This window comes from Aliivibrio sp. 1S175 (genome assembly GCF_001690985.1).
Lineage (GTDB): Bacteria > Pseudomonadota > Gammaproteobacteria > Enterobacterales > Vibrionaceae > Aliivibrio.
This window is the reverse complement of the sequence record NZ_MAJS01000003.1, coordinates 25,093-48,864: the sequence shown is the minus strand read 5'-3', so window position 1 is coordinate 48,864 and position 23,772 is coordinate 25,093. Positions and strand designations below refer to the sequence as shown.

Genomic DNA, 23,772 nt, shown 5'->3' with positions numbered 1-23,772 from the left:
ACTTTAGTCTAGGTCTCTTATTTATTGATTAAAAATTGAAGCCGAAGTCACATTTTAAAAGGTGCAGTTTTCATCTGTTCTGTTTTCCCTTTTTATAAATCAATACGATGCCATAATGTTCGCCTCTTTTTATTTCCTTTTGGACATTGTCATGTTTCGCGTATCTCCCTTTGCTTGGATCTCTCAATATTTTGGTGGATTCTTTTTTGCCTACGGCGTGTATTTACCTTTTTGGGCGTTGTGGTTTGAAGATCAGGGGGTATCTGCTGGAGATATCGGCGTTTTAATTGGTTTAGGTTTTGCGACGCGTTGTGTTGCGAATTTAGTGATTACCCCTCGTTTACATAAAGTGGAATATTTAATCCCTGCATTACGAGTATTGACGCTCGCCTCCTTAGTCGCGCTTGGTTTGTTTTTAATTAATGGCGGTAATTTCTGGTGGATGGCATTTGTCACCGTATTATTTAATTTGTCATGCGGGCCAGCCGTTCCATTGTCAGATGCGATGACAAATTACTACGCAAAAAATAATTTATTGGATTATGGTCGAACGCGTTTATGGGGGTCTGTGAGTTTTATTGTGGGATCGACGGTTGTTGGTTATCTAGTCTCTGGCTTTGGTACGGATATGATCGTTTATACTGCGATAGCTGGGATATTAGCGGCACTATTCTTAGTGATGCGAAATCCAAATCCTATGCCGGTTTCGGTAGCCGAAGAAGATCAAACTCGACCAAAATTACTTTCACTGTTAAGTGAAACGCCAGTCTTAAAATTTATTATTTTAGTGTCACTAATCCAAGGCAGTCATGCTGCGTATTACAGTTTCAGCTCTATTTATTGGAAAGAATCAGGCTATCAAGAAAGTACGATTGGCTACTTATGGAGCTTGGGTGTGGTCGCTGAAGTGATGATATTCGCGTTCAGTAAACAATTGTTTGCGGGCTGGAAAATATCAACCTTATTTAAAGTGGCAGCAGTAGGGGTAATAGTTCGTTGGGGTCTGACCGCGGCTACCACTGATTTAGTTGCCTTAGTATTTGTTCAAGCATTGCATGGTGTTACCTTTGCAATGGCGCATTTAGCGGCGATTCAATACATTCAAAAATTCCCTCAAAACAAGATGATCCCTCTGCAAGCCCTGTATAACGCAATTCCTTTGGGTGCGTTTATTGCCTTAATGACGACATTAAGTGGTTGGGGTTATGAAGCGTGGGGCGCGAATATTTTCTGGATAATGGCGGCAATGGGTATTTTTGCTCTGATGATTAAACTGGATAAAATAAAAGATAAATAGGCCCTAATCACATTTGTTGGCTTGGTTAAAAACGAAGCAATAATAAAACGCTAGAATGGTGCTACAGAGTATTTGTACCTTTCTAGCGTTTTTTTAAATAAAAAATCTAGTTTGGTATCACTAAGGATGAGTGATGACACAAGGATGGATTGTAGTGCCAGTTTCGCTGGCTTATTTAGGGTTACTATTTTTAATTGCTTGGTATGGTGATCGCCAAAAAGGGTGGCTTGCACGTTATCGGCCATGGATTTACAGCCTTTCTATTGCCGTTTATTGCACCTCTTGGACCTTTTATGGCACCGTAGGCCAAGCCACCAATAACCCGTGGGCTTTCCTTCCTATTTATCTTGCCCCCATTCTTGTTTTTGTTTTTGCATGGCGTTTTTTAGCCCGAATTATTCTGATTGCAAAGCGAGAGCACATTACGTCCATTGCCGATTTTATTGCGGCTCGTTACGGTAAATCTCAAGGCTTGGCCGGTGTTATTACGGTCATTGCAGTGATTGGTATTCTTCCTTATATAGCGTTGCAATTACGAGGGATAACCATGGGGCTTGATCTTGTTGCCCCTAATTTAGCGCAAGATTTAGGGTATCAAGATGGTCATATCTCTTGGTTTGTGGGTGGCGCGCTCGCTATTTTTACCATCCTATTTGGGACTCGACATATAGATACGACGGAGCATCATCGAGGTTTGATGATGGCTGTTGCATTTGAATCCATCGTTAAGCTTGTTGCCTTTCTTTCGGTTGGCGGTTTCATTTTATATTTGGCGTATTCAGATCCGAATGTTGATTTGATTACCGTAGCAAAAGAAACCTACCAATCGCCTAATTTAATAACGTTACTGTTCCATACTTTATTAACAATGGCGGCGATTATTTGTTTGCCTCGTCAGTTCCACACAACGGTGGTAGAGAACGAACAAGCGCAAGATTTACGAACCGCTCGTTGGGTATTTCCTCTCTATTTATTCTTGATGGGGTTATTTGTTTTACCTATTTCATGGGCGGGTCAGGCATTACTTGCTGGTGGTGTGAGCGATGCATTTGTTATTAGTGTGCCATTATCGATTGGTGCCGAGCATATGGCGCTGCTGGCTTTTGTCGGGGGAACGTCTGCGGCAAGTGGTATGGTTATTGTCTCGACGATTGCGCTTGCTATCATGGTTTCAAATGATCTCGTATTGCCTTTGTTATTACGTAGGGTAAAAACAAATGCTCGTACATTTGGGCATTTTTCTAAGTTATTAGTGACGATTCGACGGTTGTTGATAGTATTGTTATTAGTGGGTGCGTGGGGATTTTATCAAGCGTTAGATTCAATAGATTCCCTCTCTGTTATTGGATTATTAGCGTTTGCAGCGATAGCTCAATTTGCACCGGCGCTTATTGGTGGTTTGTATTGGAGACAAGGAAATAAAAAAGGGGTCTATGCAGGATTAGCGATTGGCTTTGTAGTGTGGCTAATTACCTTAATGAGTCAAACTCAAATGCTAGCAGGCAGTGCAGAAGATAACTTTTTATTGTGGATAATTACACCTCCAGAGTGGTTACAACAATTGGATGTAAAAACGTCTGATTGGGGAATGATGTTGAGTCTAGGTTTAAATGCCGTGTTATTTATTCTTGTTTCTTTGGTTACACGAGCATCGCTAAGTGAACGCTTACAAGCTGCGGCTTTTGTGGGTGCTCCATTGCCTGAAAGTGAGGACGTAAGCGTATACCAAACTCGCGTGACGGTTGCCGAACTTGAAATGTTGGCTTCTCGTTTTGTTGGTAGAAAAAGAGCAAGAAAAGCGTTTCGTCAGTTTGCAGAACAGCATGATGAAGAATTACTGCCACAGCAACAAGCCACCTCTCAATTAATTAGGCACACGGAACGTGTTCTTGCTGGAGTGTTTGGGGCTTCCTCTTCTCGGTTGGTATTAACCTCTGCATTGCGAGGGAGAAATATGCAATTGGAAGAAGTTGCGACCATCGTAGATGAAGCGTCGGAGCTTTATGATTTTAGTCGAGGCTTATTACAAGGAGCAATTGAGCACATAAGCCAAGGTATTGCAGTGGTTGATAAACAGATGAAGTTGGTCGCATGGAACCAACGTTATTTGGAATTATTTACATTTCCGGTAGGACTTATTCAAGTTGGTCGACCGATTGCGGATGTAATTCGTCATAATGCAGAGCAAGGATTGTGTGGTCCGGGGGATCCTGAAATACACGTTCAACGACGAGTAGAGCATTTAGAAAGAGGAACGCGTCATGTTTCTTCACGGATCAGAGCGGATGGGCAGGTGATCGAGGTACAAGGAAATCCGATGCCGAATGGCGGTTTTGTGATGAGTTTTACCGATATTACCGTTTTTAGACAGGCAGAAAAAGCATTAAAAGAAACCAATGAAAGCCTAGAGTTTCGAGTGCATGAACGAACCAAAGAATTAGAAAAATTGAATCAGCGATTGGTGGGTGCTACCCAAAGTGCTGAAAAAGCCTCGCATTCAAAAACACGATTATTAGCGGCAGTGAGCCACGATTTAATGCAACCCTTGAATGCTGCCCGTTTGTTTGCCTCTTCATTAAGTGAAGTGGCTAAAGATGGTGAGACAAAGAAAATATCAGGGCATATTGAAAGTGCATTAGGGGCGGCAGAAGAGTTAATAGGTGATTTATTGGATATTTCTCGTTTAGAAGCGGGTAAGTTAGAAACCAATGTTCACGGCTTTTCGCTCCACCATATGCTCTCTAATTTAGAGGCTGAATTTGGTGCTCTAGCGAAACAACAAGGGATTGATTTTTCGGTGATTCATTCTGATGTGGTGGTGGAATCCGATCCAAAATTATTACGTCGAGTATTACAGAATTTCTTAACCAACGCCTTTCGATATAACCCTCAAGGAAAAGTGGTTCTTGGTGCCAGAAGAGTCGAAGGTAAAATTCGTCTTGATGTATGGGACAGCGGCATTGGTATTGCAGAAGAGAAACAACAAGCTATTTTTGAGGAGTTTACTCGTGTCGATCAGGGACGAGCTGATCAAGGGTTAGGGTTGGGATTGGCGATAGCTAGAGGGATCTCTCATGTACTTGGTCATACCATTTCTTTACGTTCATGGGTCAATAAAGGCTCGGTGTTTTCTGTCACATTGGAGCGTGGTGTGGCGCTTGAAAGCGATACGCCTACCATAACCCAAAAGCCGGAATTACCATTAAGTTCGGTTCGCGTGTTGTGTGTGGACAATGAACCAGACATTTTAATTGGCATGGAATCACTACTTGAACGTTGGGGTTGTGAAGTAAAAACAGCGACAGACTTAATGGGAAGTTTACGTTGTTTAGAAGACGATTGGGTACCCGATGTCATCTTCTCAGATTACCGATTGGATAACGACAGAACGGGCTTAGAAGTATTACAACAATGTCGCTTACGTTTAGGTAATAACTTTGAAGGGGTGATGATCAGCGCAGATAAAACTGAGGATTTACTAGAAAGTATTAAAAGTAATGGTTTTGGTTTTATTGCAAAGCCAGTCAAACCGTTAAAATTAAGGTCTGTGTTAAATCGCCACACTACCTCAGTGGTTTAGGACTCATCATAAAAGAAGGGAGCTAGCATAACTAACTCCCTTTTCATATCAGCCAAATTATTTTTCTGACGTTACTCTGGTTCTATTAAACTGAACATTATCAGATTAATGGTCGTGAGCTTCACCCGCACCTTTAGGGTAACGAATAGATTCCACTAAATCTTGTACATCTTGTGGTACTTCAGCCGTTACTTTATTTACTGCAATCGAGACTATGAAGTTCAGACACATACCTAGCGTACCGATCCCTTCAGGGCTGATACCAAACCACCAGTTATCAGGTGTACTTGCTGCGGGGTTAATGAATTTAAAGTAAACAATATAAGCGGTAGTGAATACGACACCTGAAACCATACCTGCAATCGCCCCTTCTTTATTCATCTTCTTATAGAAAATACCTAAGATAATAGCAGGGAAGAAGGACGCTGCGGCTAAACCGAAGGAGAACGCGACCACCTGTGCTACAAAGCCCGGAGGATTAATCCCTAAGTAACCAGCACCAACGATGGCAACAATCGCAGCAAGTCGGGCGGCGAGCAATTCCTGCTTATCTGTCATATTTGGCTTAAAGCCTTTTTTCAATAAATCATGAGAGATAGAGGTCGATATTACCAGTAGTAGACCAGCAGCCGTTGATAATGCAGCGGCTAAGCCACCGGCAGCCAACAATGCAACAACCCAGTTTGGTAAATTTGCTAGTTCAGGTGATGCTAGAACGATGATATCTCGGTTGATGTCCATTTCATTACGTTCATCACCAGAATAGAACATTTTTCCATCGCCATTTTTATCTTCCCAACCGACTAGACCCGTGTCTTCCCAGTTTTTATACCAACTCGGTGCATCAGCCGCTGCAACCCCCTGGTTGTCGGTTCCATTAATGGTTTCAATCATATTTACACGAGCAAACGCGGCAACCGCAGGTGCTGTGGTGTATAGGAATGAGATAAACAGTAATGCCCAACCCGCAGAAATACGTGCATCTTTAACGCGAGGAACCGTGAAGAAGCGAATAATTACATGAGGTAGACCCGCAGTACCAACCATAAGAGCGGCACAGATAAAGAAGACATCAACCATGCTCTTAGAGCCATCGGTATATGGCGTAAAGCCAAGTTCAGTCGTTAATCCATCGAGTTTATCCAGTAGATATACCTCTGAACCGGTCACAGTGGAGCCCATGCCAAGTTGAGGGAAAACATTATCTGTCATCATGATAGAGGTGAAAACCGCAGGAACAAGAAAGGCGAAAATGAGGACACAGAATTGAGCAACCTGCGTATAAGTGATGCCTTTCATGCCACCGAGTACCGCATAGAAAAATACGATACCCATACCAATGATGATGCCAACGTTAATATCAACTTCTAAGAATCGAGAGAATACAACGCCCACACCACGCATTTGTCCTGCCACATAAGTGAAAGAAACAAAGATGGCACAGAAAACAGCCACCATACGAGCGGTACGCGAGTAATAACGCTCACCGATAAAATCTGGCACAGTAAACTTACCAAATTTACGTAAATAAGGTGCAAGACATAAGGCTAAAAGAACATACCCGCCAGTCCAACCCATAAGATAAACGGCACCATCATAACCAACAAAAGAAATGATACCTGCCATAGAGATAAACGACGCTGCCGACATCCAGTCTGCTGCGGTTGCCATGCCGTTGGCAATAGGATGAACCCCACCGCCAGCCACATAAAATTCACTGGTTGAGCCAGCTCTTGCCCATATCGCAATACCGATATAAAGGGTAAAAGTAATACCTACTAATATAAACGTCCAAGTTTGGATATCCATGCTAATTCCTCTAGTCTTCTTGTACGTTGTATTTTTTATCTAATGAGTTCATTCGAACTACATAAATAAATATTAGGGCAACAAAGGTATAGATAGCGCCTTGTTGAGCAAACCAGAAACCTAATTTAAAGCCACCGATTTGAATTGCATTTAGTGGTTCAACAAACAAGATGCCTGCACCAAATGAGACTGCGAACCAGATGAAAAGTAATCCACCCATGATCCTTAGATTTTCCTTCCAATAGGCTTGTGCTTGTTCTTTTGTTTCGAACGCCATAGCCAGCTCCTTTTTAATGTTAATAATATGTAACCAAAAAGAGATTAGCAGTGAGAAAGAAAGAAAGCAGTGCAACTTTAGTCGAGCAGATAAAGAAAAACGCCCAAAATATGAGCGTTTTATGTGAGGTGGGTTGTGATTTTTCGTGTTAAGTTTATGTTAATCAATACCAAGGTCTAAGAGGTATTATCTTGGATAAGTGATTAAAAATAGAAATCTTTAATTCCAAGTAGCAGGTTATTTACGGCAACGGCGGCTAAAATTAGCCCCATTACACGGCTAATGATAGCTGCGCCAACATTACCTATTATTTTATGAATAAAGGTAGCCCCAAGTAGAAGGCATAAAGTAATGATGAGCACCACAATCATGACCGCTGCAGTCACTGATTGGTCTAAAAAGGAATATCGAGAATTATCCGTTAGCATCACAATTGCCATCATTGCGCCTGGAGAAGCAATGGAGGGAATCGCTAAAGGGTAAACCGCTAAATCTGCGAGATCTGAATGACTAATTTCTTCACTCATTTTTTGCTCTTGTTCGGGTTTACTCTCACCAAAAATCATTGTTAAGGCAAAGATGAGAAGAACCAATCCCCCTGCAACTTGAAACGCGGGTAATGGAATCTGCATCGCTTCTAATAGTAATTGACCAATAACGAGGAAAAATAACAGGACAGAGGTGGCAATAGCAACGGCTTTTAAAGCAACAACTTTACGTTGCTTAGCCGATAGATGTTGAGTTTGTGAAAGATAAACGGGTACAGAACCAATAGGATCAATAACAGCCCAAAGAACAACGAATTGAGTAACGAGGATGCTTATCATGAACTCTCCCAGAGTTAGGTTAAACAGAGGGATAAAATGAACGGGTAATATACCTTAATTTATAGACCAGTATGTTATATCAAAGTTAACTTTCAGTTTGTTGCAATAGAATAACGGCTTGGGTTCTATTTTTTACCCCTAACTTTCTAAAAATGGCTGTCATGTGCGCTTTTATTGTGGCTTCAGATACATCTAAGTCATAAGCAATTTGTTTATTAAGCAACCCATCAGAAAGCATTCCGAGAACTTTGTATTGCTGCGGAGTAAGGCTCGTAATTTTGGTGGCTAAATCGTCGCAGGCTTGTGAGTTTTTAATCGAACCTGCGGGGAAGTAAGAATCTCCGGCTAAAATCTGATTGAGTGCAGAGATCAAGGTTCGCATATCACTTGATTTAGGGATGAAACCAAAGGCACCATGGCTTTTTACTTGTGAGACAATACTGGCTTCTTCACTTGCTGATACTACAACAATAGGTAAATCAGGGTATTGAGAGCGAAGATGAATTAATCCTGACATCCCATTACTTCCTGGCATTTTTAAATCTAATAGAAGTAAATCTGGATCGGGCTCTTTTTCTAATACCTTAAGTAAGGCTTCAAGTGAATCAGCTTCAAGTAGATTTGCACCGCTGATCGCCATATGAATGGATTGAAAAAGTGCATTGCGAAATAAGGGATGATCATCCGCAATAATAATGGTGTAGTTATCGTCCATGGCTACAATGTTCCTTATAAGTTGTTCAATAAAATTAACATCTAACCGCCTTTTGAGCAATTTTTAGACGCTAAAGTCTGCGCTGTATCTCTAACTTATTTCTTGTTTTCATTAAATAAGATCAGATCTCGAGATCTTAATATTTAAAACGAATTAATTTCTAACTCTAGACAATTAATTAAAACGAAACTAAACTCCTTTCAAATCGAAACTTATTGAGTTTTTTATGTCGAAGAGAAACACAAAACAACGCCGTCATATGATCCTATCTTTATTAATAGAGAAAGGAGAAATTACAGTTGAAGAGCTTTCTGAGCTCTTTGATATCTCAGAAGTAACTATTCGTAAAGATCTAACAGAGTTAGAGAAGAATGGTTTACTAATGCGTAAGTATGGCGGAGCAGTGCTAATGCCTTCGAATATTATTCAAGAAGACAACTGCGAAGAAGTTTCGAATCGAAAGTTATCTCTGGCGATTTCAGCGGTTGAATTCATTAAAGATCATAACAGGATTATTATTGATAGTGGCAGTACAACTGCGGCATTGATCAACCAACTGTCGAAGAAAAATGGATTGGTCGTCATGACTAATTCACTGCCCGTCGCCAATGCGTTGCAAGAAATTGAAAACGAACCCACGTTATTAATGACAGGGGGAACATGGGACAGTCATTCTGACTCATTTCAAGGTCAAGTGGCCGAGTCAGTATTAAGATCCTATGATTTTGATCAGTTGTTCATTGGTGCAGATGGTATTGACTTAGAGCGTGGAACCACGACCTTCAATGAACTGGTGGGATTAAGTCGAGTGATGTCTGAAGTCGCTCGTGAAGTTATTTTAATGGTTGAATCAGAAAAAATTGGTCGAAAAATTCCCAATGTAGAATTGCCATGGGACAGCATTGACGTGTTGATTACCAATAATGATTTAAGCCAAGAACACCAACAAAAAATTGAGTCACATAACGTACGAGTCATTAGAGCTCAGTGATTTAATTCTTCAATAAAGAATATCAATAATGAGCTTTTTGTTGCCCGCTCATTATCTAGACCAATCGCATTATGAAGATTGGTACCACTAAATTTAAAAATAGAATAATGGAGTATTGCCATGTGTGGGATCGTAGGTGCTGTTGCACAAAGAGATGTAGCTGAAATATTAGTTGAAGGATTACGCCGTTTAGAATACCGCGGTTATGACTCGGCTGGTGTTGCGGTTGTTGATGCGGACTGTAATTACACTCGACTACGTCGTTTGGGTAAGGTTAAAGAATTAGCGGATGCAGTCAATGAATCACACGTGGTCGGTGGTACTGGTATCGCTCATACTCGTTGGGCAACGCATGGCGAACCTTCTGAAATTAATGCTCACCCACACGTTTCTGGTGATATTACGATTGTTCACAATGGCATTATTGAAAATCACGAATCATTACGTGCGCTATTAAAAGAGCGCGGTTATGTGTTTGAATCTCAAACAGATACCGAGGTTATTGCACACTTAGTTGAGTGGGAATTACGAACGTCGGATTCTTTGATTGAAGCGGTACAAAAAACAGCGATTCAACTTGATGGTGCGTACGGTACTGTTGCAATGGATCGTCGTGATCCTGAGCGTTTAGTTGTTGCTCGATCTGGTAGCCCAATCGTTATTGGTCGTGGTGTGGGTGAAAACTTTTTAGCGTCAGATCAATTGGCGTTATTGAACGTAACTCGTCGCTTTATGTACCTTGAAGAAGGGGATGTTGCTGAAATTACTCGTCGTGATGTTCGAGTGTTTGATGCGCATGGCGAACAAGTTGAGCGTGAAGTGACAGAATCGAACGCCGAGCATGATGCGGGAGATAAAGGTCAATATCGTCACTTCATGCAAAAAGAAGTGTTCGAGCAGCCAAAAGCATTAATCAATACAATGGAAGGTCGTATTACTCATGACTCTGTTGTAACAGAAAGCATTGGCGTTAATGCTGTTGAGATCCTAAATAAAGTAGAACACGTACAAATCATCGCATGTGGTACTTCTTACAACGCGGGAATGACGGCTCGTTATTGGTTTGAGTCACTTGCTGGTGTTAGTTGTGATGTCGAAATTGCCTCTGAGTTCCGTTACCGTAAATTTGTAACGCGTCCAAATAGCTTATTAATTACGTTATCTCAATCGGGTGAAACGGCTGATACGTTAGCGGCCCTTCGTCTAGCAAAAGAGCGTGGTTACATGGGTGCAATGACGGTGTGTAATGTTGCTGGTTCATCTCTTGTTCGTGAATCTGATTTTGCCTTTATGACGCGAGCAGGAACAGAGATTGGTGTGGCATCGACTAAAGCTTTCACCACTCAGCTTGCGGCGTTATTGATGTTAGTGACGGCATTAGGTAAACAACAAAATCGTATCTCAAAAGAGAAAGAGAGAGAGATCGTTGAAGCCTTGCACGCTTTGCCCGCTCAAATAGAAAAAGCACTGTCATTTGATAAAGAAATCGAAGCGTTAGCCCCTGACTTTGCAGACAAGCAACACACGCTATTTTTAGGGCGTGGAGAGTTTTATCCAATCGCTATGGAAGCGTCGCTGAAATTAAAAGAGATTTCGTACATTCATGCGGAAGCGTATGCCGCCGGTGAATTAAAGCACGGTCCATTAGCGTTGATTGATGCGGATATGCCAGTGGTAGTGGTTGCACCAACCAATGATTTATTAGAAAAATTAAAATCAAACGTAGAAGAAGTGCGTGCTCGTGGCGGGTTACTGTATGTTTTCGCGGACGAGCAAGCGGGCTTTGAAGGCGATGAAAACATGAAGATCATTACCATGCCTCATGTTAGCGATATAACTGCACCAATCTATTATACGGTTCCAATGCAGTTGCTTTCGTATCATGTTGCCTTAATTAAAGGGACGGATGTCGATCAGCCACGTAACTTAGCAAAAGCGGTAACGGTTGAGTAAGTTTTACTCATTGATAACGAAATAAAAAACGGCAGCCTCACATAAGGCTGCCGTTTTTATTTGATTATTTATTGATGGCTTTTTTTTTATCTTTTTCTTTATACATAGCGGTATCTGCATTCATGAACATGTCTTTCAGCGTGGTTGTTGAGTTATAGGGTTCAAGGTGCTGACCAATACTGATGTTACTGATATTTAAGCCTGATTGGTATTGTGTTTTCTCTTGGTAATGGTGACGAATACGTAATGAAAGGGCATTGAGCTCGGTTTCTGGTTCTTTATTTATTAGCGTTAAGACAATAAATTCATCACCACCAGTACGAGCGATAAGATCGGATTCTCTGACTTCATTTTTTAGAATACTAGCCAAAATTTGAATGCATTTATCTCCCGTGGAGTGACCAAATTTATCATTTACTTGCTTTAGATTATCAATATCAAGATAAAGTATTCCGATACTGTCTTGGTATCGTTTAGCATCTTTTCGTTTTTGTTTACCTAAAATGCCTAATCCACGACGATTAAGTAACTCTGTCATTGAGTCAGTAAGAGCCATTTTTTTATGCAGCTCAGCTGCTTCTGCCATTTTTAAGTCAGCAGTGATTAGTTTTGAAAGGTGAAGTAATAGCTTAACTAATGTATGTTTATAATCAGTATGCTTTGTATCTATGGCACAAATGGTGCCATAAATAGAACCATCAGGGTAAAAGACGGGAACTCCGCAATATGAGCGCACTGGGCCATTTTTAACGGCAGGTGCGTTAATCCAATATTCACTCTTTAATGCATTAGGAACATATAGCTCTTTGCCTGTTTCAACAATCGTACGGCAAAAACTTTTACTGTCACTGGACCATTGAGAGCCTTGGTGAAGGAAGCTTGTTTCATTATTACTGCTTACAAGAGTATGAAAAGAATGACCTGTAAACTCAATAATAGCGCCACAATCTGCGCCAAAAATATCAACAATTAAATCTGCAAGCTCTTGCCATTTTGATAGGTCAATTATGCAGTCTTGTGAATTAAAACGAGAAGCAAAAAAAGCTGTCATACGCACATCCATGTAAATCGGCTATTATCTAAATTTTGTATAGTTATAAAACTATCATTATTAAATGTTAATTTCATTGTATTAAGTTTAAAAGCACACTGTTTATCTTTTAGTTTAGAAAAGTGATTGCTGAATCGCTATTTTTTATATGAACTTTTTGTTACTCGGTATTTTTTCTATTGATTTTTGCATTACAGTGTATAGGATATATGGAAATGCATATATCCATATTTAAGGTTCGTTATGTTACCTCATCAATTTTTCAAACTGCTTTCTGATGAAACTCGAATTCGTTGTTTGTTACTTATCGCTCGTGAAGGTCGTTTATGTGTAAATCAATTGACTGAAGCGTTAGAAGAAAGCCAACCAAAGATCTCTCGTCATTTAGCTCAGCTACGTCAATCTGGTGTATTGGTCGATACCCGTGAAGGACAGTGGGTCTATTATCAAGTTAGTACAAATCTACCGGGTTGGTTAAATAAAATTATTGATGGGTTGAAGCAATCGAATTGTTTGCAAGCCCAATATCAAAAAGACACTGATAAATTAAACGCAATGAAAGCGTGTTGCTAACTTCATTTAGGGAGAAGAAAACGATGACAATTAAAGTAGGAATTAACGGTTTTGGCCGTATTGGACGCTTGGCATTAAGAGCTGCATTTGATTGGCCTGAACTGGAATTTGTACAGATTAATGATGTGGCGGGTGATACCCATACATTGGCGCATTTACTTGAGTTTGATTCAATTCAAGGCCGTTGGAACCATGAAGTGACTACCGATGGAAGTATTATGATCATCGGTGACCAAAAGCTTAAAACCACGCAAGAAAAAGACATCGACTCGGTTGATTGGTCTGGTTGTGATGTTGTGATTGAAGCGACGGGCGTGCACCGTAAGCGCGTATTTTTAGATAAATACTTAGCACAAGGCGTTAAGCGTGTGGTTGTGTCTGCTCCGGTGAAAGAAGAAGGGGTAGCGAACATTGTGGTTGGTGTTAACGACGATATTTTTGACCCAGCGGTTCACCAAATCGTGACTGCTGCATCTTGTACTACCAACTGTCTCGCTCCAATTGTTAAAGTTATCAATAAGGAGTTAGGTATCGAAAATGCAGCATTTACAACCATTCATGATTTAACCAATACGCAAACTATTTTAGATGCACCGCATAAAGATTTACGCCGTGCTCGTGCGTGTGGTATGAGCTTGATCCCAACAACAACGGGCTCTGCTAAAGCGATTGTAGAAATCTTCCCTGAGCTAAAAGATAAAATTGATGGCCATGCGGTACGTGTTCCTTTGGCGAATGCATCACTGACAGATATCATTTTTGAAGTAAAAAGAGACACCACGGTTGAAGAAGTAAATCAGTTATTAAAGGATGCCGCTTATGGTGATCTAAAAGGTATTTTAGGTTACGAAGAGCGTCCACTCGTATCGATTGATTATAAAGGCGACCAACGCTCAACGATTGTTGATGCACTATCTACTATGCTTGTTGGTAAGCGCATGGTGAAGATTTACGCGTGGTATGACAACGAAATGGGTTATGCAACTCGTACTGCTGAGTTGGTTCGTAACGTTGGTCTAGCTTAATATTAATGGCATTGGTTTAAGGAATTTAAAATGACACATCCTATTTGGGAATTACCGGTTACAGGCACTAATGGCGCATTAATTTTGACTCCGTGTCCGGGAACAAAAGGGGTTGAGTTAACGACCTCATTAGAGCAATTAAAAGCACAAGGTGTTGAAGCGGTAGCAACGGCATTAAACCAAGATGAATTAACAGAAAAAGGCGTAGGCTCTCTTGGTGAAGAAGTGCAACGTCTAGGCATGAAATGGTTTTATTTGCCAATTGAAGATGATTGCGCTCCTGGTGATGAGTTTTCAGCACAATGGAAATCAGCAACGCCAGAGCTGCAACAAGTATTAGAAAATAATGGCAAAGTAGCAATGCATTGCATGGGTGGTTCTGGTCGTACTGGATTATTAGCAGGGCATCTATTATTGGATTTGGGGTGGGATCTGGATGTGATTAAGTTGCAGGTTCAATCCTTACGTCCTGGTGCTTTTACTAAACCAGTGCAAATTGATTACATCAATACCATAGCACAGAAATAATTTTCTTTAGAGAGGGTCTCAGAATGTAACTTTGTTCTGGGACCTTTTTATTATATTGGACGTTTCTTATGTTTTCTCAATTAAGCCATAGCGTACGTCAGTACATGATTGTGACCTTCAATTATTGGAATTTCACCATTACTGATGGTGCATTACGTATGTTGGTGGTGTTGTACTTTCATGATTTGGGTTACAGCTCGTTAGCGATCGCTTCTCTCTTTTTGTTTTATGAATTTTTTGGTGTTGTGACTAACTTACTTGGTGGATGGTTAGGGGCTCGGTTAGGGCTTAATAAAACCATGAACGTGGGGTTGGTAATGCAAGTGATTGCATTATTGATGCTGGCATTACCAAGTGTTTGGTTAACGATCCCTTGGGTGATGGCGGCACAAGCATTGTCAGGTATCGCAAAAGATCTTAATAAAATGAGTGCCAAAAGTGCAATTAAAACCTTAGTTCCGAGCGATCAAGAAGGGGCGCTTTATAAGTGGGTTGCTATTTTAACGGGGTCTAAAAATGCCCTAAAAGGTGCGGGGTTCTTTTTAGGTGGGTTGTTATTAACCACGATTGGATTCCAACTTGCCGTGATAGCAATGGCGAGCGTACTTTTTGTTGTATTTATCGGCAGTGTATTTTTGCTTGATGGTGACATGGGAAAAGCAAAATCCAAACCTAAGTTTACTCAACTGTTTTCAAAATCAGATCAAATTAATATTTTATCAGCGGCACGTTTATTTTTGTTTGGCGCGAGAGATGTATGGTTTGTGGTGGCATTGCCTATTTATTTAGGTAGCGTGTTTGGTTGGGACCATTCGTTAGTCGGTGGTTTTTTAGCATTGTGGGTTATTGCTTATGGGTTTGTGCAAGGCTTTGCACCAAAAATAACAGGTAAAGCACAAGGACGTACGCCAGATGGCAGGGCCGCGTTGTATTGGGTTGCGATACTGTCGGTTGTTACTGGAGTGATTGCTTACTTAGTACAAATTGAATGGCAAGTTCAATACGTTATAGTGATTGGCTTATTGATTTTTGGTGCGGTCTTTGCGGTTAACTCATCGCTGCATTCGTATTTAATTGTCAGCTATGCCAAAGGTGATGGGGTGTCGATGGATGTTGGTTTTTATTATATGGCAAATGCGATGGGACGCTTAATTGGGACTATTTTATCAGGGGTTGTTTTTCAAATGGCAGGATTTGCTGCGTGCTTGTGGGTATCATTTGGATTCTTGTTACTAACGACACTCATCTCGGTTAAATTACCTAAAAGAGTTGCGGGGTAAGATGGAAAAAAGAAAGTCATTAAAATGGGCTTTCTTTTTGGAGTTCAGAGCAAATATCGACAATCGCTAATGATAAACCTGAACGGATCATTTGTTTTTGTCGGTCTATTTGCATTTGATAGAACATCAGATCATCATCATCATTTTGTGGGGTGATGTCTAGTTGATTCATCCCCATTCTTTTCACTAAATGAAGTGAATTTATAGGTGTAATAACGTGTGGGTCAGTGAACTGAAGTTCGTTCATTTCAGCATTCAACTTATTACGTAATTGTATTAAACCTTCAATATCATGATAGGTATTATTTGGTAATACACCTAAGCCAAAAAGCAGTTTTAACCTAACACTTAAATCGCCTAGAGGACCAGAGTCTTGAAGCAATGGACCGATCACGGATTGAACTGCGAAATCATCTTTACGAAAAATACGTTGAATTAAACCGTCGATAGATTCATTAAGAATATCGACAGCAATGATAAAAAAACCACGCACAGAAGGTGCATCGTCTAGTCGCTCAATGATGTGTGATTCGTTTATTACTTCTGTCATAAAATAGCCATAAAAGAGAGAGGCATTACGCCTCTCTAATTGTTTCTTATTAATTTAATGTATTAAAGATTTCTTCAATCTTTTCTGCTTCTGAACTGTCTTCTGTTAACCCAGTATAATGAGCTAATGTTGATTTTAAACCAAACTCATGTAAGCGAGCTTGCAGTTCAACAGCTTGAGGGTCGGTATTATTCACGTATTTAAATGCGGCAGCGATACCTTTTAATAGTGTTTTATTCTCTGTCCCATACTCTATTGTACCTAATAAGGGCTTGATTAAGCGATCATTTTCACCTAATTTACGGATTGGTTGACGTGCAACGCGATCAATCTCATCTCGTAAGTATGGATTGGCAAAGCGGCCTAAAATTTTCTCGATATAAGCGGCGTGTAATTCTTTATCAAAACCGTAACGACGAATAAGTACTTCGCCACTTTCCTCCATTGCTGTTTTTACTTCCGCTCTAATTTCAGGGTCTTGAATGGCATCGCGTACTGTTTCATGGCCTTTCAACGCACCAAGATAAGCGGTGATGCAGTGACCGGTATTTAGGGTGAAAAGCTTGCGTTCAACAAACGCCATTAAGTTGTCTGTTTTTTCCATTCCAGCAATATTAGGTACGCCACCTTTGAATTGTTGTTCATCAACAATCCATTCACTGAAGCTTTCCACAGTCACTTCAAGTAAGTCGTCATTCGCCGCTTCTGACGGTGGAACAATACGGTCAACCGCGGAATCGACAAAACCAACTAACTCATCACAACGAGCATGAAAAGATTCATCAAGATGAGAGTAGACTTCGTTTTTAAGGTGAGTAGTACCTCGAACCATATTTTCACAAGCAATGATATTTAGTGGTGAACTATTGTTTGCTTCAAAACGCTTGGTTAAGCCTTTTGCGATGGTTTTCGCAATAATATTTAATACGTTAGGACCTACCGCGGTTGTTAGCAAATCGGTATGTACAATGCGCTCAATCACATCGTCACTTGTCGAGTTTACCGCAGTTACGTGTGTAACGGTGTCTATTTGGCATTCAGAACCAACGACTTTCACCTTGTATGACTGGTCATGACAAAGTTGATCAACTAATGGAGCATCAACGTCTGCAAATGTAACAGCGACGTTTGAATCAGAAAGAACTTTACCAATAAAACCACGACCGATATTGCCTGCGCCAAAATGTACTGCTTTCATAATAATTACCTTCAATTTGATATTAGGAGATAGAACAACCCTATAGGGGGAGAGTTGATCTATATTTTCTATATGATTGTTATGCTGCTTGTTCGCCTGAAAGAATTGCTAACATCTCACTAACGCTGTTAGTCGATGTTAATTTTTCAATGGCACCAGGCTCATCAAGCGCATTGGTAATTGATGTAATTACTTGAATATGCTCATCATTTTTAGCTGCGATACCGATAACCAATTTAGCAACGTCATCTTCGTCTTCAGTGAATTGAACTCCCGATGGGTACTGACAGATTACGATACCTGTTTTAATTACTCGGTCTTTGGCTTCTATTGTTCCATGTGGTACGGCAATGGATTCACCAAGGTAGGTTGGTACTAGTTTTTCACGATCAAACATCGCTGCTACATATTCTGGTTCTGCGTAGCCAAGAGAGACAAGTTGCTCACCGGCGTATTGAATCGCTTCTTCTTTTGTTTTGAAGGTTAATCCAAGGTGGATATTTTTTTCTTCAATTTGAAATGGTTGTGCTTTTTGTGGTTCAAAAAACTCATCATTCGCTGCTACTGGAGATATTTGTGGCATTTCATCATCGTTCGCGGCTTCTGGGTAAGTTGATGCCATAATGCGTGCGACTAAATCGTTGTAGATATGGCTATCTAAGAAGTTGGTTAATGAAATATGCTCTGCGTTTTCTGCGTGCTTACGTGCACGGTCCGTTAAATCTTTATGAGTAATCACAATATCGACATCCGTAGGTAAGTTATTGATAGCACAGTTTGTTACGCTAATATTTAGGCCTGTAGCTTGGACTTTTTTACGAAGAAGTCCGGCTCCCATGGCACTTGAACCCATGCCAGCGTCACACGCTACGATGATTTTTTGGATATTGGTTAATTTAGGTGAATTGCTTTTTTCTGCTGTGATACCTGAAGGGCTGCCTTTTGGACCTGACTTCATGTCATGCATTTTTGATGTTGCATCATCTAATGAAGTTCCGTCATCTTCATCAGAGGTTGCTTGCATTTTCATTAGCAGTGCCGCCACAGTAAATGAAACCGCTGTTGCTGATAAAATTGAACAGATAACGCCGACAGCCGATGCCTTTGGTGTTAATAATAAAATGGCAAAGATAGAACCAGGAGATGCAGGAGCAACTATGCCAGCATTAAATAGAGTGAGAACGAAAACACCCGTCATACCACCAGCAATAGCAGCAAGGATTAAACGTGGATTCATCAAAATGTATGGGAAGTAAATTTCGTGGATACCACCAAAGAAATGGATTATTGATGCCCCACCAGCCGTTTGTTTTGCAGAGCCTTTACCAAAGAACATGTAAGCAAGAAGAATACCTAGACCTGGACCTGGGTTTGCCTCTATTAAGAAGAAAATAGATTGACCAGTATCGTTTGCTTGTTGGATACCAAGAGGAGAGAAAATACCGTGGTTAATCGCGTTATTTAAGAAGAGAATTTTTGCGGGTTCAACAAAAATAGACGTTAAAGGAAGAAGACCAGCCTCGACTAAGAAATTAACACCACCGGCAAGACCGGCTGATAATACTTTAACAAAAGGACCAATAAAGTAGAAAGCAACAATCGCACACAGCATACCAATAATGCCGGCAGAGAAGTTGTTTACTAGCATTTCAAAGCCACTTTTGATTTTACCATCGACTTTTTGGTCGAACAGCTTAATCGCTAGGCCACCCATAGGACCAACCATCATTGCGCCCATGAACATTGGTATATCAGTACCAGCAATAACACCCATTGTTGTAATTGCACCAACGATAGCCCCACGTTCGCCGCCCACTAATTTACCACCGGTATAACCGATTAGCAGTGGAAGTAGATACGTAATCATAGGGCCAACAAGTTTCGCTAACGCTTCGTTAGGGATCCAACCTGTTGGGATAAATAAAGCAGTGATAAAGCCCCATGCGATAAACGCACCAATATTAGGCATTACCATATTTGATAAAAAACGACCAAAATTTTGTATCTTGATCTTTGCATCTGGTGATATCATAAGTGATTCCCCGTTTGAGGTTTTATTAAATATTCTAAAATGGCTCGCCAAAGCCATTGGTTAATTTCTAAGTACAGACATAATTTACCATAGATTTTTTAATAGAACCGATAACGGGAAATTCGTGAGACACCCCACAAATTCACCTTTCCAAATACAAATTAAGTAGATCTAGCTAGCATTTTGAGTATGAAACTTTGCTACATTTCGATCAAATTCAATTTGTCAATGATAATTAAATGCGCAACATCTCATTTCGAGTTATTCCTCTTTCCTGTAAATAGTGACGCTCATCACTATTAGTGAATTATTATTTAAATAATAAAAAATCAATATGATCTGCCTCTCACTTTCTGATTTCTTTCATTCCTCGAATTAAATGGCTCTATTTCTCGACCAGTAAAATGAAATTTAATTACAGATAAAAGTACTCCTTTGGTGTTGCATAGTAATTGTTGTCTATTTTATTAATTGGGATGAATTGTCGTTTTGATACCAATAATGAAAGCATTATTACGAGATTTTTTTAATAAAAGAGTATATGGAAAACGATTGTCAGAATAAGAGAATCAAAGTTGAGGGGGATTTAAGGTGTTTTTGGGAGGAGGGTTATTCGGAGTGTATAAAAAAGGAGAGCTGATTTAGCTCTCCTTTTGTATTTATTAACAATGAATCTTAAACGTGTGTAATGTTTTCAGCTTCTAGTTCTTTAAAGTACTTAACTGTCTTCACTTTCAGTTCTTGTTGTGATGCGTCATCACAAACGATTACTGATTTAGGGTGAAGTTGAAGTGCTGATACTGTCCACATGTGGTTTACAGATCCTTCAACAGCGGCTTGCAGAGCAAGTGCTTTATTGTGACCAGTAATTAGGATCATGATCTCAGCAGAGTCAAGTAACGTACCAACACCGATAGTTAATGCAAACTTAGGCACTTGGTTGATGTCGCCATCAAAGAAACGAGAATTAGCAATACGAGTATCTTCAGTTAGTGTTTTGATACGAGTACGAGATGCTAAAGAAGAAGCTGGTTCGTTGAATGCGATGTGACCGTCGTTGCCTACGCCACCCATGAATAAGTTGATGCGGCCGTAAGACTTAATTTTGTCTTCGTAACGTTGGCATTCTTCTTCGTGGTTGTCAGTGTTACCGTTAAGAAGATTAATGTTTTCTTCTTGGATATCTACATGGTTGAAGAAGTTTTCAAACATGAAAGTACGGTAAGATTCAGGGTGGTTAGTATCAAGACCGATGTACTCATCCATGTTGAATGTAACTACGTGCTTAAAGCTTACTTTACCTGCTTTGTGCAGTTCAATTAGCTTTTTGTAAGTATTAAGAGGAGTTCCACCAGTTGGAAGACCAAGAACGAATGGACGCTCTGCTGTTGGGTTAAACTCATTGATGCGGTTAACAATGTGTTGTGCTGACCATGCGCCTACTTGTTCTGCTTGGTTTAATGGAATAAGTCTCATCATATACCTCAAAAAATTAATATAATTGTTCGCTTAATTGCGTTAATTCGCATTGTAAAATAAGTGCCTTAGTAATGCTAATGATTTTGGTCAATAAAGGAGCAAAATTATTCAACCAAGCTCACATTTTGTTGCAAATGCTGAATAAACGGCTCTGCTTTCATGAATCCAGTAAGACGAGAGTCTGATAAATAATCGCCATTAGCATTCCAAAAATCGATGGTTGGTAAGCCAAGAACTTTTAGTTGTTGTAGCAGTGCAATATCTTCAGGGCTATTTTTGGTTACGTCTGCCTGTAATAAAATGAACTCAGCAAGCTTTGGTTCTACAGCTTCATTATGAAAGGTGTATTTTTCAAACTCTTTACACGCGACACACCAATCGGCATAAAAATCGAGCATCACAGGCTTTCCTTGAGCTTTGGCAGCTTCCAATTCTCGGTTTAAATCTTCAATCGTAGTTATCTTTTTAAATGTAACAGCTTGAGTGGTGGTGCTTACTTCTGTATTGGTTTTCCCTGAAATAGCATCAATCACCGGAATTGCTGAGCCAACAATACCTAAGATCGCGATGATCCCAGCCACACTCGTTTTCCATGATTGAGGCATCGTCGCTTTAACATGGTATAACCAACCAAACGCAGCAATACCCAATGCAGACCAAATAAATGGCGTAATGCTATGAGGAAGAATACGTTCCAATAAGAACACAGGAACCGCGAGAAGAATAAAACCAAACAGGGTCTTCACATACGTCATCCATACGCCCGCTTTTGGTAGCAGTTTATTACCAAATACGGCGGCTAAAATTAATGGGATACCCATACCAATCGCCAAGGCATACAACGCAACTGCGCCTGTTAGTAAGTCCCCACTTTTTGCGACATAAAGTAACGCACCAGATAATGGTGCAGTCGTACATGGTGAGCACACTAAACCTGAGATAGCACCCATCGCAAATACACCACCTAAGTTACCGCCTTTTTGTTGGTTACTGATGTCGTTTAATTTGGTTTGTAGGCTGCTTGGCAGTTGAATGGTGTAAGCCCCAAACATGGACAGTGCCAACAACACAAACATGATGCTCAAACCAATCAATACATAAGGATGCTGTAGTGCCGCTTGAAATTGCATGCCTGCCGAAGCAACCACTAACCCAAGTAAGGTATAGGTTAATGCCATGCCTTGCACGTAAACAAAAGAGAGCTTGAAAGCTTTGCCATGAGACAGTTTACCGCCACCTAAAACAATACCCGTTAAGATAGGGTACATAGGCAGTACACAAGGTGTGAATGCAAGTCCAATACCAAGCGCTAAGAATAAAAAGGGAGTCCACCAAGCATCACCCAAGTTATCAGCCAGTTCTTGCTGTTGAGTTTGAGATATGACTTTTGGTTCAGGAGCTAACGATGTGTTCTTTTCTACGCTAACGGGTGCGTTATCACTTTTTGCCACAACATGGGTGTTGGCCGCTTCATCTTGATACGAACTTAACCCTGTTAGTGCGGATAGTGGAATTTTACGGATCTCAGGTGGATAGCAGAACCCGGCTTTGGCACAACCTTGGTATCGCACGGTTAACTCTGCATTATCACTAACCGAGATAAGAGGAACTGTGATCGTAAGAGGCTCTGTATATATGTTTACATTACCAAAAAATTCATCGTTATGAGGTGTGCCTTCTTCCATAACTAAATCCGCAATTTCAGCACCATTAGCAGTAACTGAAATACGTTGTTGATATAAATAGTAATCAGGCTTTACTTGCCAATCTAAATAAACGCGATCGCCTTGCTGCATAAAGTTAAAAGGAAACGCTTCATTTACGGTTACAAAAGAAGAACCTGGTTGATTCTGTAGTTTGGTTAAATCAAACGCAGCTAATGCTTGTGGAGCGAAAGAAATGAATAGAATGAAGAATGATAAAAGGGCAGCTCGAAATCGGAGTAAATTCGTCATGTGGGAGTCTTTATAAAAATAGATATGGATATGACTATCGAAATGGTCAAGAGTTCGACAAGTATAGTATCAATTGCCGTAATGATCAGCTCGTTTCTAATGAGTCTGTCGGTCTGTTTTTTATGATTTGTTATCATTTCGAGATCTCAACGACACTATTTTCTCCTGACTAAAACTATGCTTAATTTACTAATAGATGAAGAGGGCGTTGTGATGAAATACAAACATATCCTTGTCGCATTGGATCTGTCAAAAGAGAGTCATGTTCTGATTGATAGAGCGGTTTCTATGGCTAGGTTAGTCGGTGCAAAAGTGTCATATATTCATATTGATGGTACTCATGGAGAAATTTATCCAGAGCTGATAGATATACAAGCAGAGCCTGATCGCAAACCGCTCAATGAACCTTCAAATAAATGGCTGGCTGATTTTCAGCAATACACTGACTTTCCTATTGAGAGCTTTTGGGTGGGAACTGGGGATCTTAGTCATAAAGTTGATGCAGCGGTAAAAGAGAATGGCGTAGATTTATTGATTTGCGGGCATCACCATGATTTTCTCAGTAAAATAATTTCGTATTCACGGCCCCTCATTCATCATTCGCCTATTGATATACTGGTTGTGCCGATTAAGTCATAGTTGACTGGATATA

General features: G+C 40.3%; 19 protein-coding genes. 9 read left to right on the top strand and 10 right to left on the bottom strand.

Translation table 11 applies throughout. From position 1 onward, the window contains the following. Window positions 1–151: 151 nt before the first annotated feature. Window positions 152–1,297, top strand: a complete 1,146-nt coding sequence (locus A6E06_RS00510) for a 3-phenylpropionate MFS transporter (protein ID WP_065592893.1) — start codon at window positions 152–154, stop codon at window positions 1,295–1,297. Window positions 1,298–1,430: 133 nt separating this feature from the next. Next, window positions 1,431–4,877 (top strand): PAS domain-containing hybrid sensor histidine kinase/response regulator, encoded by a 3,447-nt coding sequence (locus tag A6E06_RS00505; protein ID WP_065592894.1) that lies wholly within the window; start codon window positions 1,431–1,433, stop codon window positions 4,875–4,877. 105 nt (window positions 4,878–4,982) lie between these two features. On the opposite strand, the gene A6E06_RS00500 is transcribed toward A6E06_RS00505, so the two are convergent. From A6E06_RS00500 to A6E06_RS00485, 4 genes are all read right to left on the bottom strand, one after another. Further along, window positions 4,983–6,686, bottom strand: a complete 1,704-nt coding sequence (locus A6E06_RS00500; RefSeq protein WP_065592895.1) for a sodium:solute symporter family protein — start codon at window positions 6,684–6,686, stop codon at window positions 4,983–4,985. A 10-nt stretch (window positions 6,687–6,696) separates the two neighbouring features. After that, entirely contained in the window at window positions 6,697–6,963 is a 267-nt protein-coding gene (locus A6E06_RS00495; RefSeq protein WP_065592896.1) for a DUF4212 domain-containing protein, read from the bottom strand. Window positions 6,964–7,166: 203 nt separating this feature from the next. Beyond that, on the bottom strand, window positions 7,167–7,790 hold the full coding sequence (locus A6E06_RS00490) for a MarC family protein (protein ID WP_065592897.1): 624 nt from the start codon (window positions 7,788–7,790) through the stop codon (window positions 7,167–7,169). A gap of 85 nt (window positions 7,791–7,875) precedes the next feature. Continuing rightward, on the bottom strand, window positions 7,876–8,505 hold the full coding sequence (locus A6E06_RS00485; protein WP_065592898.1) for a response regulator transcription factor: 630 nt from the start codon (window positions 8,503–8,505) through the stop codon (window positions 7,876–7,878). A gap of 226 nt (window positions 8,506–8,731) precedes the next feature. Between A6E06_RS00485 and A6E06_RS00480 the strand changes: the two genes are divergently transcribed. After that, complete coding sequence (locus tag A6E06_RS00480; protein ID WP_065592899.1) at window positions 8,732–9,496, top strand: DeoR/GlpR family DNA-binding transcription regulator; 765 nt, start codon at window positions 8,732–8,734, stop codon at window positions 9,494–9,496. A 120-nt stretch (window positions 9,497–9,616) separates the two neighbouring features. Next, window positions 9,617–11,449 carry a glutamine--fructose-6-phosphate transaminase (isomerizing) gene (glmS, locus tag A6E06_RS00475; RefSeq protein ID WP_065592900.1) on the top strand — a complete coding sequence of 611 codons (1,833 nt, stop codon included), beginning with the start codon at window positions 9,617–9,619 and terminating at the stop codon, window positions 11,447–11,449. Between the two features lie 64 nt (window positions 11,450–11,513). On the opposite strand, the gene A6E06_RS00470 is transcribed toward glmS, so the two are convergent. Beyond that, window positions 11,514–12,500 (bottom strand): sensor domain-containing diguanylate cyclase, encoded by a 987-nt coding sequence (locus A6E06_RS00470; RefSeq protein WP_065592901.1) that lies wholly within the window; start codon window positions 12,498–12,500, stop codon window positions 11,514–11,516. 243 nt (window positions 12,501–12,743) lie between these two features. On the opposite strand from A6E06_RS00470, the gene A6E06_RS00465 reads away from it, so the two are divergent. From A6E06_RS00465 to arsJ, 4 genes are all read left to right on the top strand, one after another. Continuing rightward, the gene (locus A6E06_RS00465) at window positions 12,744–13,073 is read left to right on the top strand and encodes a metalloregulator ArsR/SmtB family transcription factor (protein ID WP_065592902.1); all 330 of its coding nucleotides are present in this window, start codon (window positions 12,744–12,746) and stop codon (window positions 13,071–13,073) included. 23 nt (window positions 13,074–13,096) lie between these two features. After that, entirely contained in the window at window positions 13,097–14,098 is a 1,002-nt protein-coding gene (locus tag A6E06_RS00460; RefSeq protein WP_065592903.1) for an ArsJ-associated glyceraldehyde-3-phosphate dehydrogenase, read from the top strand. Window positions 14,099–14,128: 30 nt separating this feature from the next. Then, window positions 14,129–14,626, top strand: coding sequence for a dual specificity protein phosphatase family protein (locus tag A6E06_RS00455; RefSeq protein WP_065592904.1), 498 nt, complete (start codon window positions 14,129–14,131; stop codon window positions 14,624–14,626). A 68-nt stretch (window positions 14,627–14,694) separates the two neighbouring features. Beyond that, window positions 14,695–15,906 carry an organoarsenical effux MFS transporter ArsJ gene (arsJ, locus tag A6E06_RS00450; RefSeq protein ID WP_065592905.1) on the top strand — a complete coding sequence of 404 codons (1,212 nt, stop codon included), beginning with the start codon at window positions 14,695–14,697 and terminating at the stop codon, window positions 15,904–15,906. A gap of 19 nt (window positions 15,907–15,925) precedes the next feature. Here arsJ and A6E06_RS00445 read toward each other — a convergent pair whose 3' ends face one another. The 5 genes from A6E06_RS00445 to A6E06_RS00425 form a co-directional block, all read right to left on the bottom strand. Further along, on the bottom strand, window positions 15,926–16,456 hold the full coding sequence (locus tag A6E06_RS00445; protein WP_065592906.1) for an MltR family transcriptional regulator: 531 nt from the start codon (window positions 16,454–16,456) through the stop codon (window positions 15,926–15,928). 49 nt (window positions 16,457–16,505) lie between these two features. Then, window positions 16,506–17,654 carry a mannitol-1-phosphate 5-dehydrogenase gene (locus tag A6E06_RS00440; protein ID WP_065592907.1) on the bottom strand — a complete coding sequence of 383 codons (1,149 nt, stop codon included), beginning with the start codon at window positions 17,652–17,654 and terminating at the stop codon, window positions 16,506–16,508. A 79-nt stretch (window positions 17,655–17,733) separates the two neighbouring features. Continuing rightward, the gene (locus tag A6E06_RS00435) at window positions 17,734–19,686 is read right to left on the bottom strand and encodes a PTS mannitol transporter subunit IICBA (RefSeq protein WP_065592908.1); all 1,953 of its coding nucleotides are present in this window, start codon (window positions 19,684–19,686) and stop codon (window positions 17,734–17,736) included. 675 nt (window positions 19,687–20,361) lie between these two features. Further along, window positions 20,362–21,162, bottom strand: coding sequence for a glucosamine-6-phosphate deaminase (gene nagB, locus A6E06_RS00430; protein ID WP_065592909.1), 801 nt, complete (start codon window positions 21,160–21,162; stop codon window positions 20,362–20,364). Window positions 21,163–21,269: 107 nt separating this feature from the next. Further along, on the bottom strand, window positions 21,270–23,120 hold the full coding sequence (locus tag A6E06_RS00425) for a protein-disulfide reductase DsbD (RefSeq protein ID WP_065592910.1): 1,851 nt from the start codon (window positions 23,118–23,120) through the stop codon (window positions 21,270–21,272). A gap of 213 nt (window positions 23,121–23,333) precedes the next feature. Between A6E06_RS00425 and A6E06_RS00420 the strand changes: the two genes are divergently transcribed. After that, entirely contained in the window at window positions 23,334–23,759 is a 426-nt protein-coding gene (locus tag A6E06_RS00420; RefSeq protein ID WP_065592911.1) for a universal stress protein, read from the top strand. Window positions 23,760–23,772: the final 13 nt, after the last annotated feature.

Coding starts and splice junctions, on each gene's coding strand:
- A6E06_RS00510 (WP_065592893.1), top strand. CDS start 152: ATGTTTCGCGTATCTCCCTTTGCTTGGATCTCTCAATATTTTGGTGGA.
- A6E06_RS00505 (WP_065592894.1), top strand. CDS start 1,431: ATGACACAAGGATGGATTGTAGTGCCAGTTTCGCTGGCTTATTTAGGG.
- A6E06_RS00500 (WP_065592895.1), bottom strand. CDS start 6,686: ATGGATATCCAAACTTGGACGTTTATATTAGTAGGTATTACTTTTACC.
- A6E06_RS00495 (WP_065592896.1), bottom strand. CDS start 6,963: ATGGCGTTCGAAACAAAAGAACAAGCACAAGCCTATTGGAAGGAAAAT.
- A6E06_RS00490 (WP_065592897.1), bottom strand. CDS start 7,790: ATGATAAGCATCCTCGTTACTCAATTCGTTGTTCTTTGGGCTGTTATT.
- A6E06_RS00485 (WP_065592898.1), bottom strand. CDS start 8,505: ATGGACGATAACTACACCATTATTATTGCGGATGATCATCCCTTATTT.
- A6E06_RS00480 (WP_065592899.1), top strand. CDS start 8,732: ATGTCGAAGAGAAACACAAAACAACGCCGTCATATGATCCTATCTTTA.
- glmS (WP_065592900.1), top strand. CDS start 9,617: ATGTGTGGGATCGTAGGTGCTGTTGCACAAAGAGATGTAGCTGAAATA.
- A6E06_RS00470 (WP_065592901.1), bottom strand. CDS start 12,500: ATGACAGCTTTTTTTGCTTCTCGTTTTAATTCACAAGACTGCATAATT.
- A6E06_RS00465 (WP_065592902.1), top strand. CDS start 12,744: ATGTTACCTCATCAATTTTTCAAACTGCTTTCTGATGAAACTCGAATT.
- A6E06_RS00460 (WP_065592903.1), top strand. CDS start 13,097: ATGACAATTAAAGTAGGAATTAACGGTTTTGGCCGTATTGGACGCTTG.
- A6E06_RS00455 (WP_065592904.1), top strand. CDS start 14,129: ATGACACATCCTATTTGGGAATTACCGGTTACAGGCACTAATGGCGCA.
- arsJ (WP_065592905.1), top strand. CDS start 14,695: ATGTTTTCTCAATTAAGCCATAGCGTACGTCAGTACATGATTGTGACC.
- A6E06_RS00445 (WP_065592906.1), bottom strand. CDS start 16,456: ATGACAGAAGTAATAAACGAATCACACATCATTGAGCGACTAGACGAT.
- A6E06_RS00440 (WP_065592907.1), bottom strand. CDS start 17,654: ATGAAAGCAGTACATTTTGGCGCAGGCAATATCGGTCGTGGTTTTATT.
- A6E06_RS00435 (WP_065592908.1), bottom strand. CDS start 19,686: ATGATATCACCAGATGCAAAGATCAAGATACAAAATTTTGGTCGTTTT.
- nagB (WP_065592909.1), bottom strand. CDS start 21,162: ATGAGACTTATTCCATTAAACCAAGCAGAACAAGTAGGCGCATGGTCA.
- A6E06_RS00425 (WP_065592910.1), bottom strand. CDS start 23,120: ATGACGAATTTACTCCGATTTCGAGCTGCCCTTTTATCATTCTTCATT.
- A6E06_RS00420 (WP_065592911.1), top strand. CDS start 23,334: ATGAAATACAAACATATCCTTGTCGCATTGGATCTGTCAAAAGAGAGT.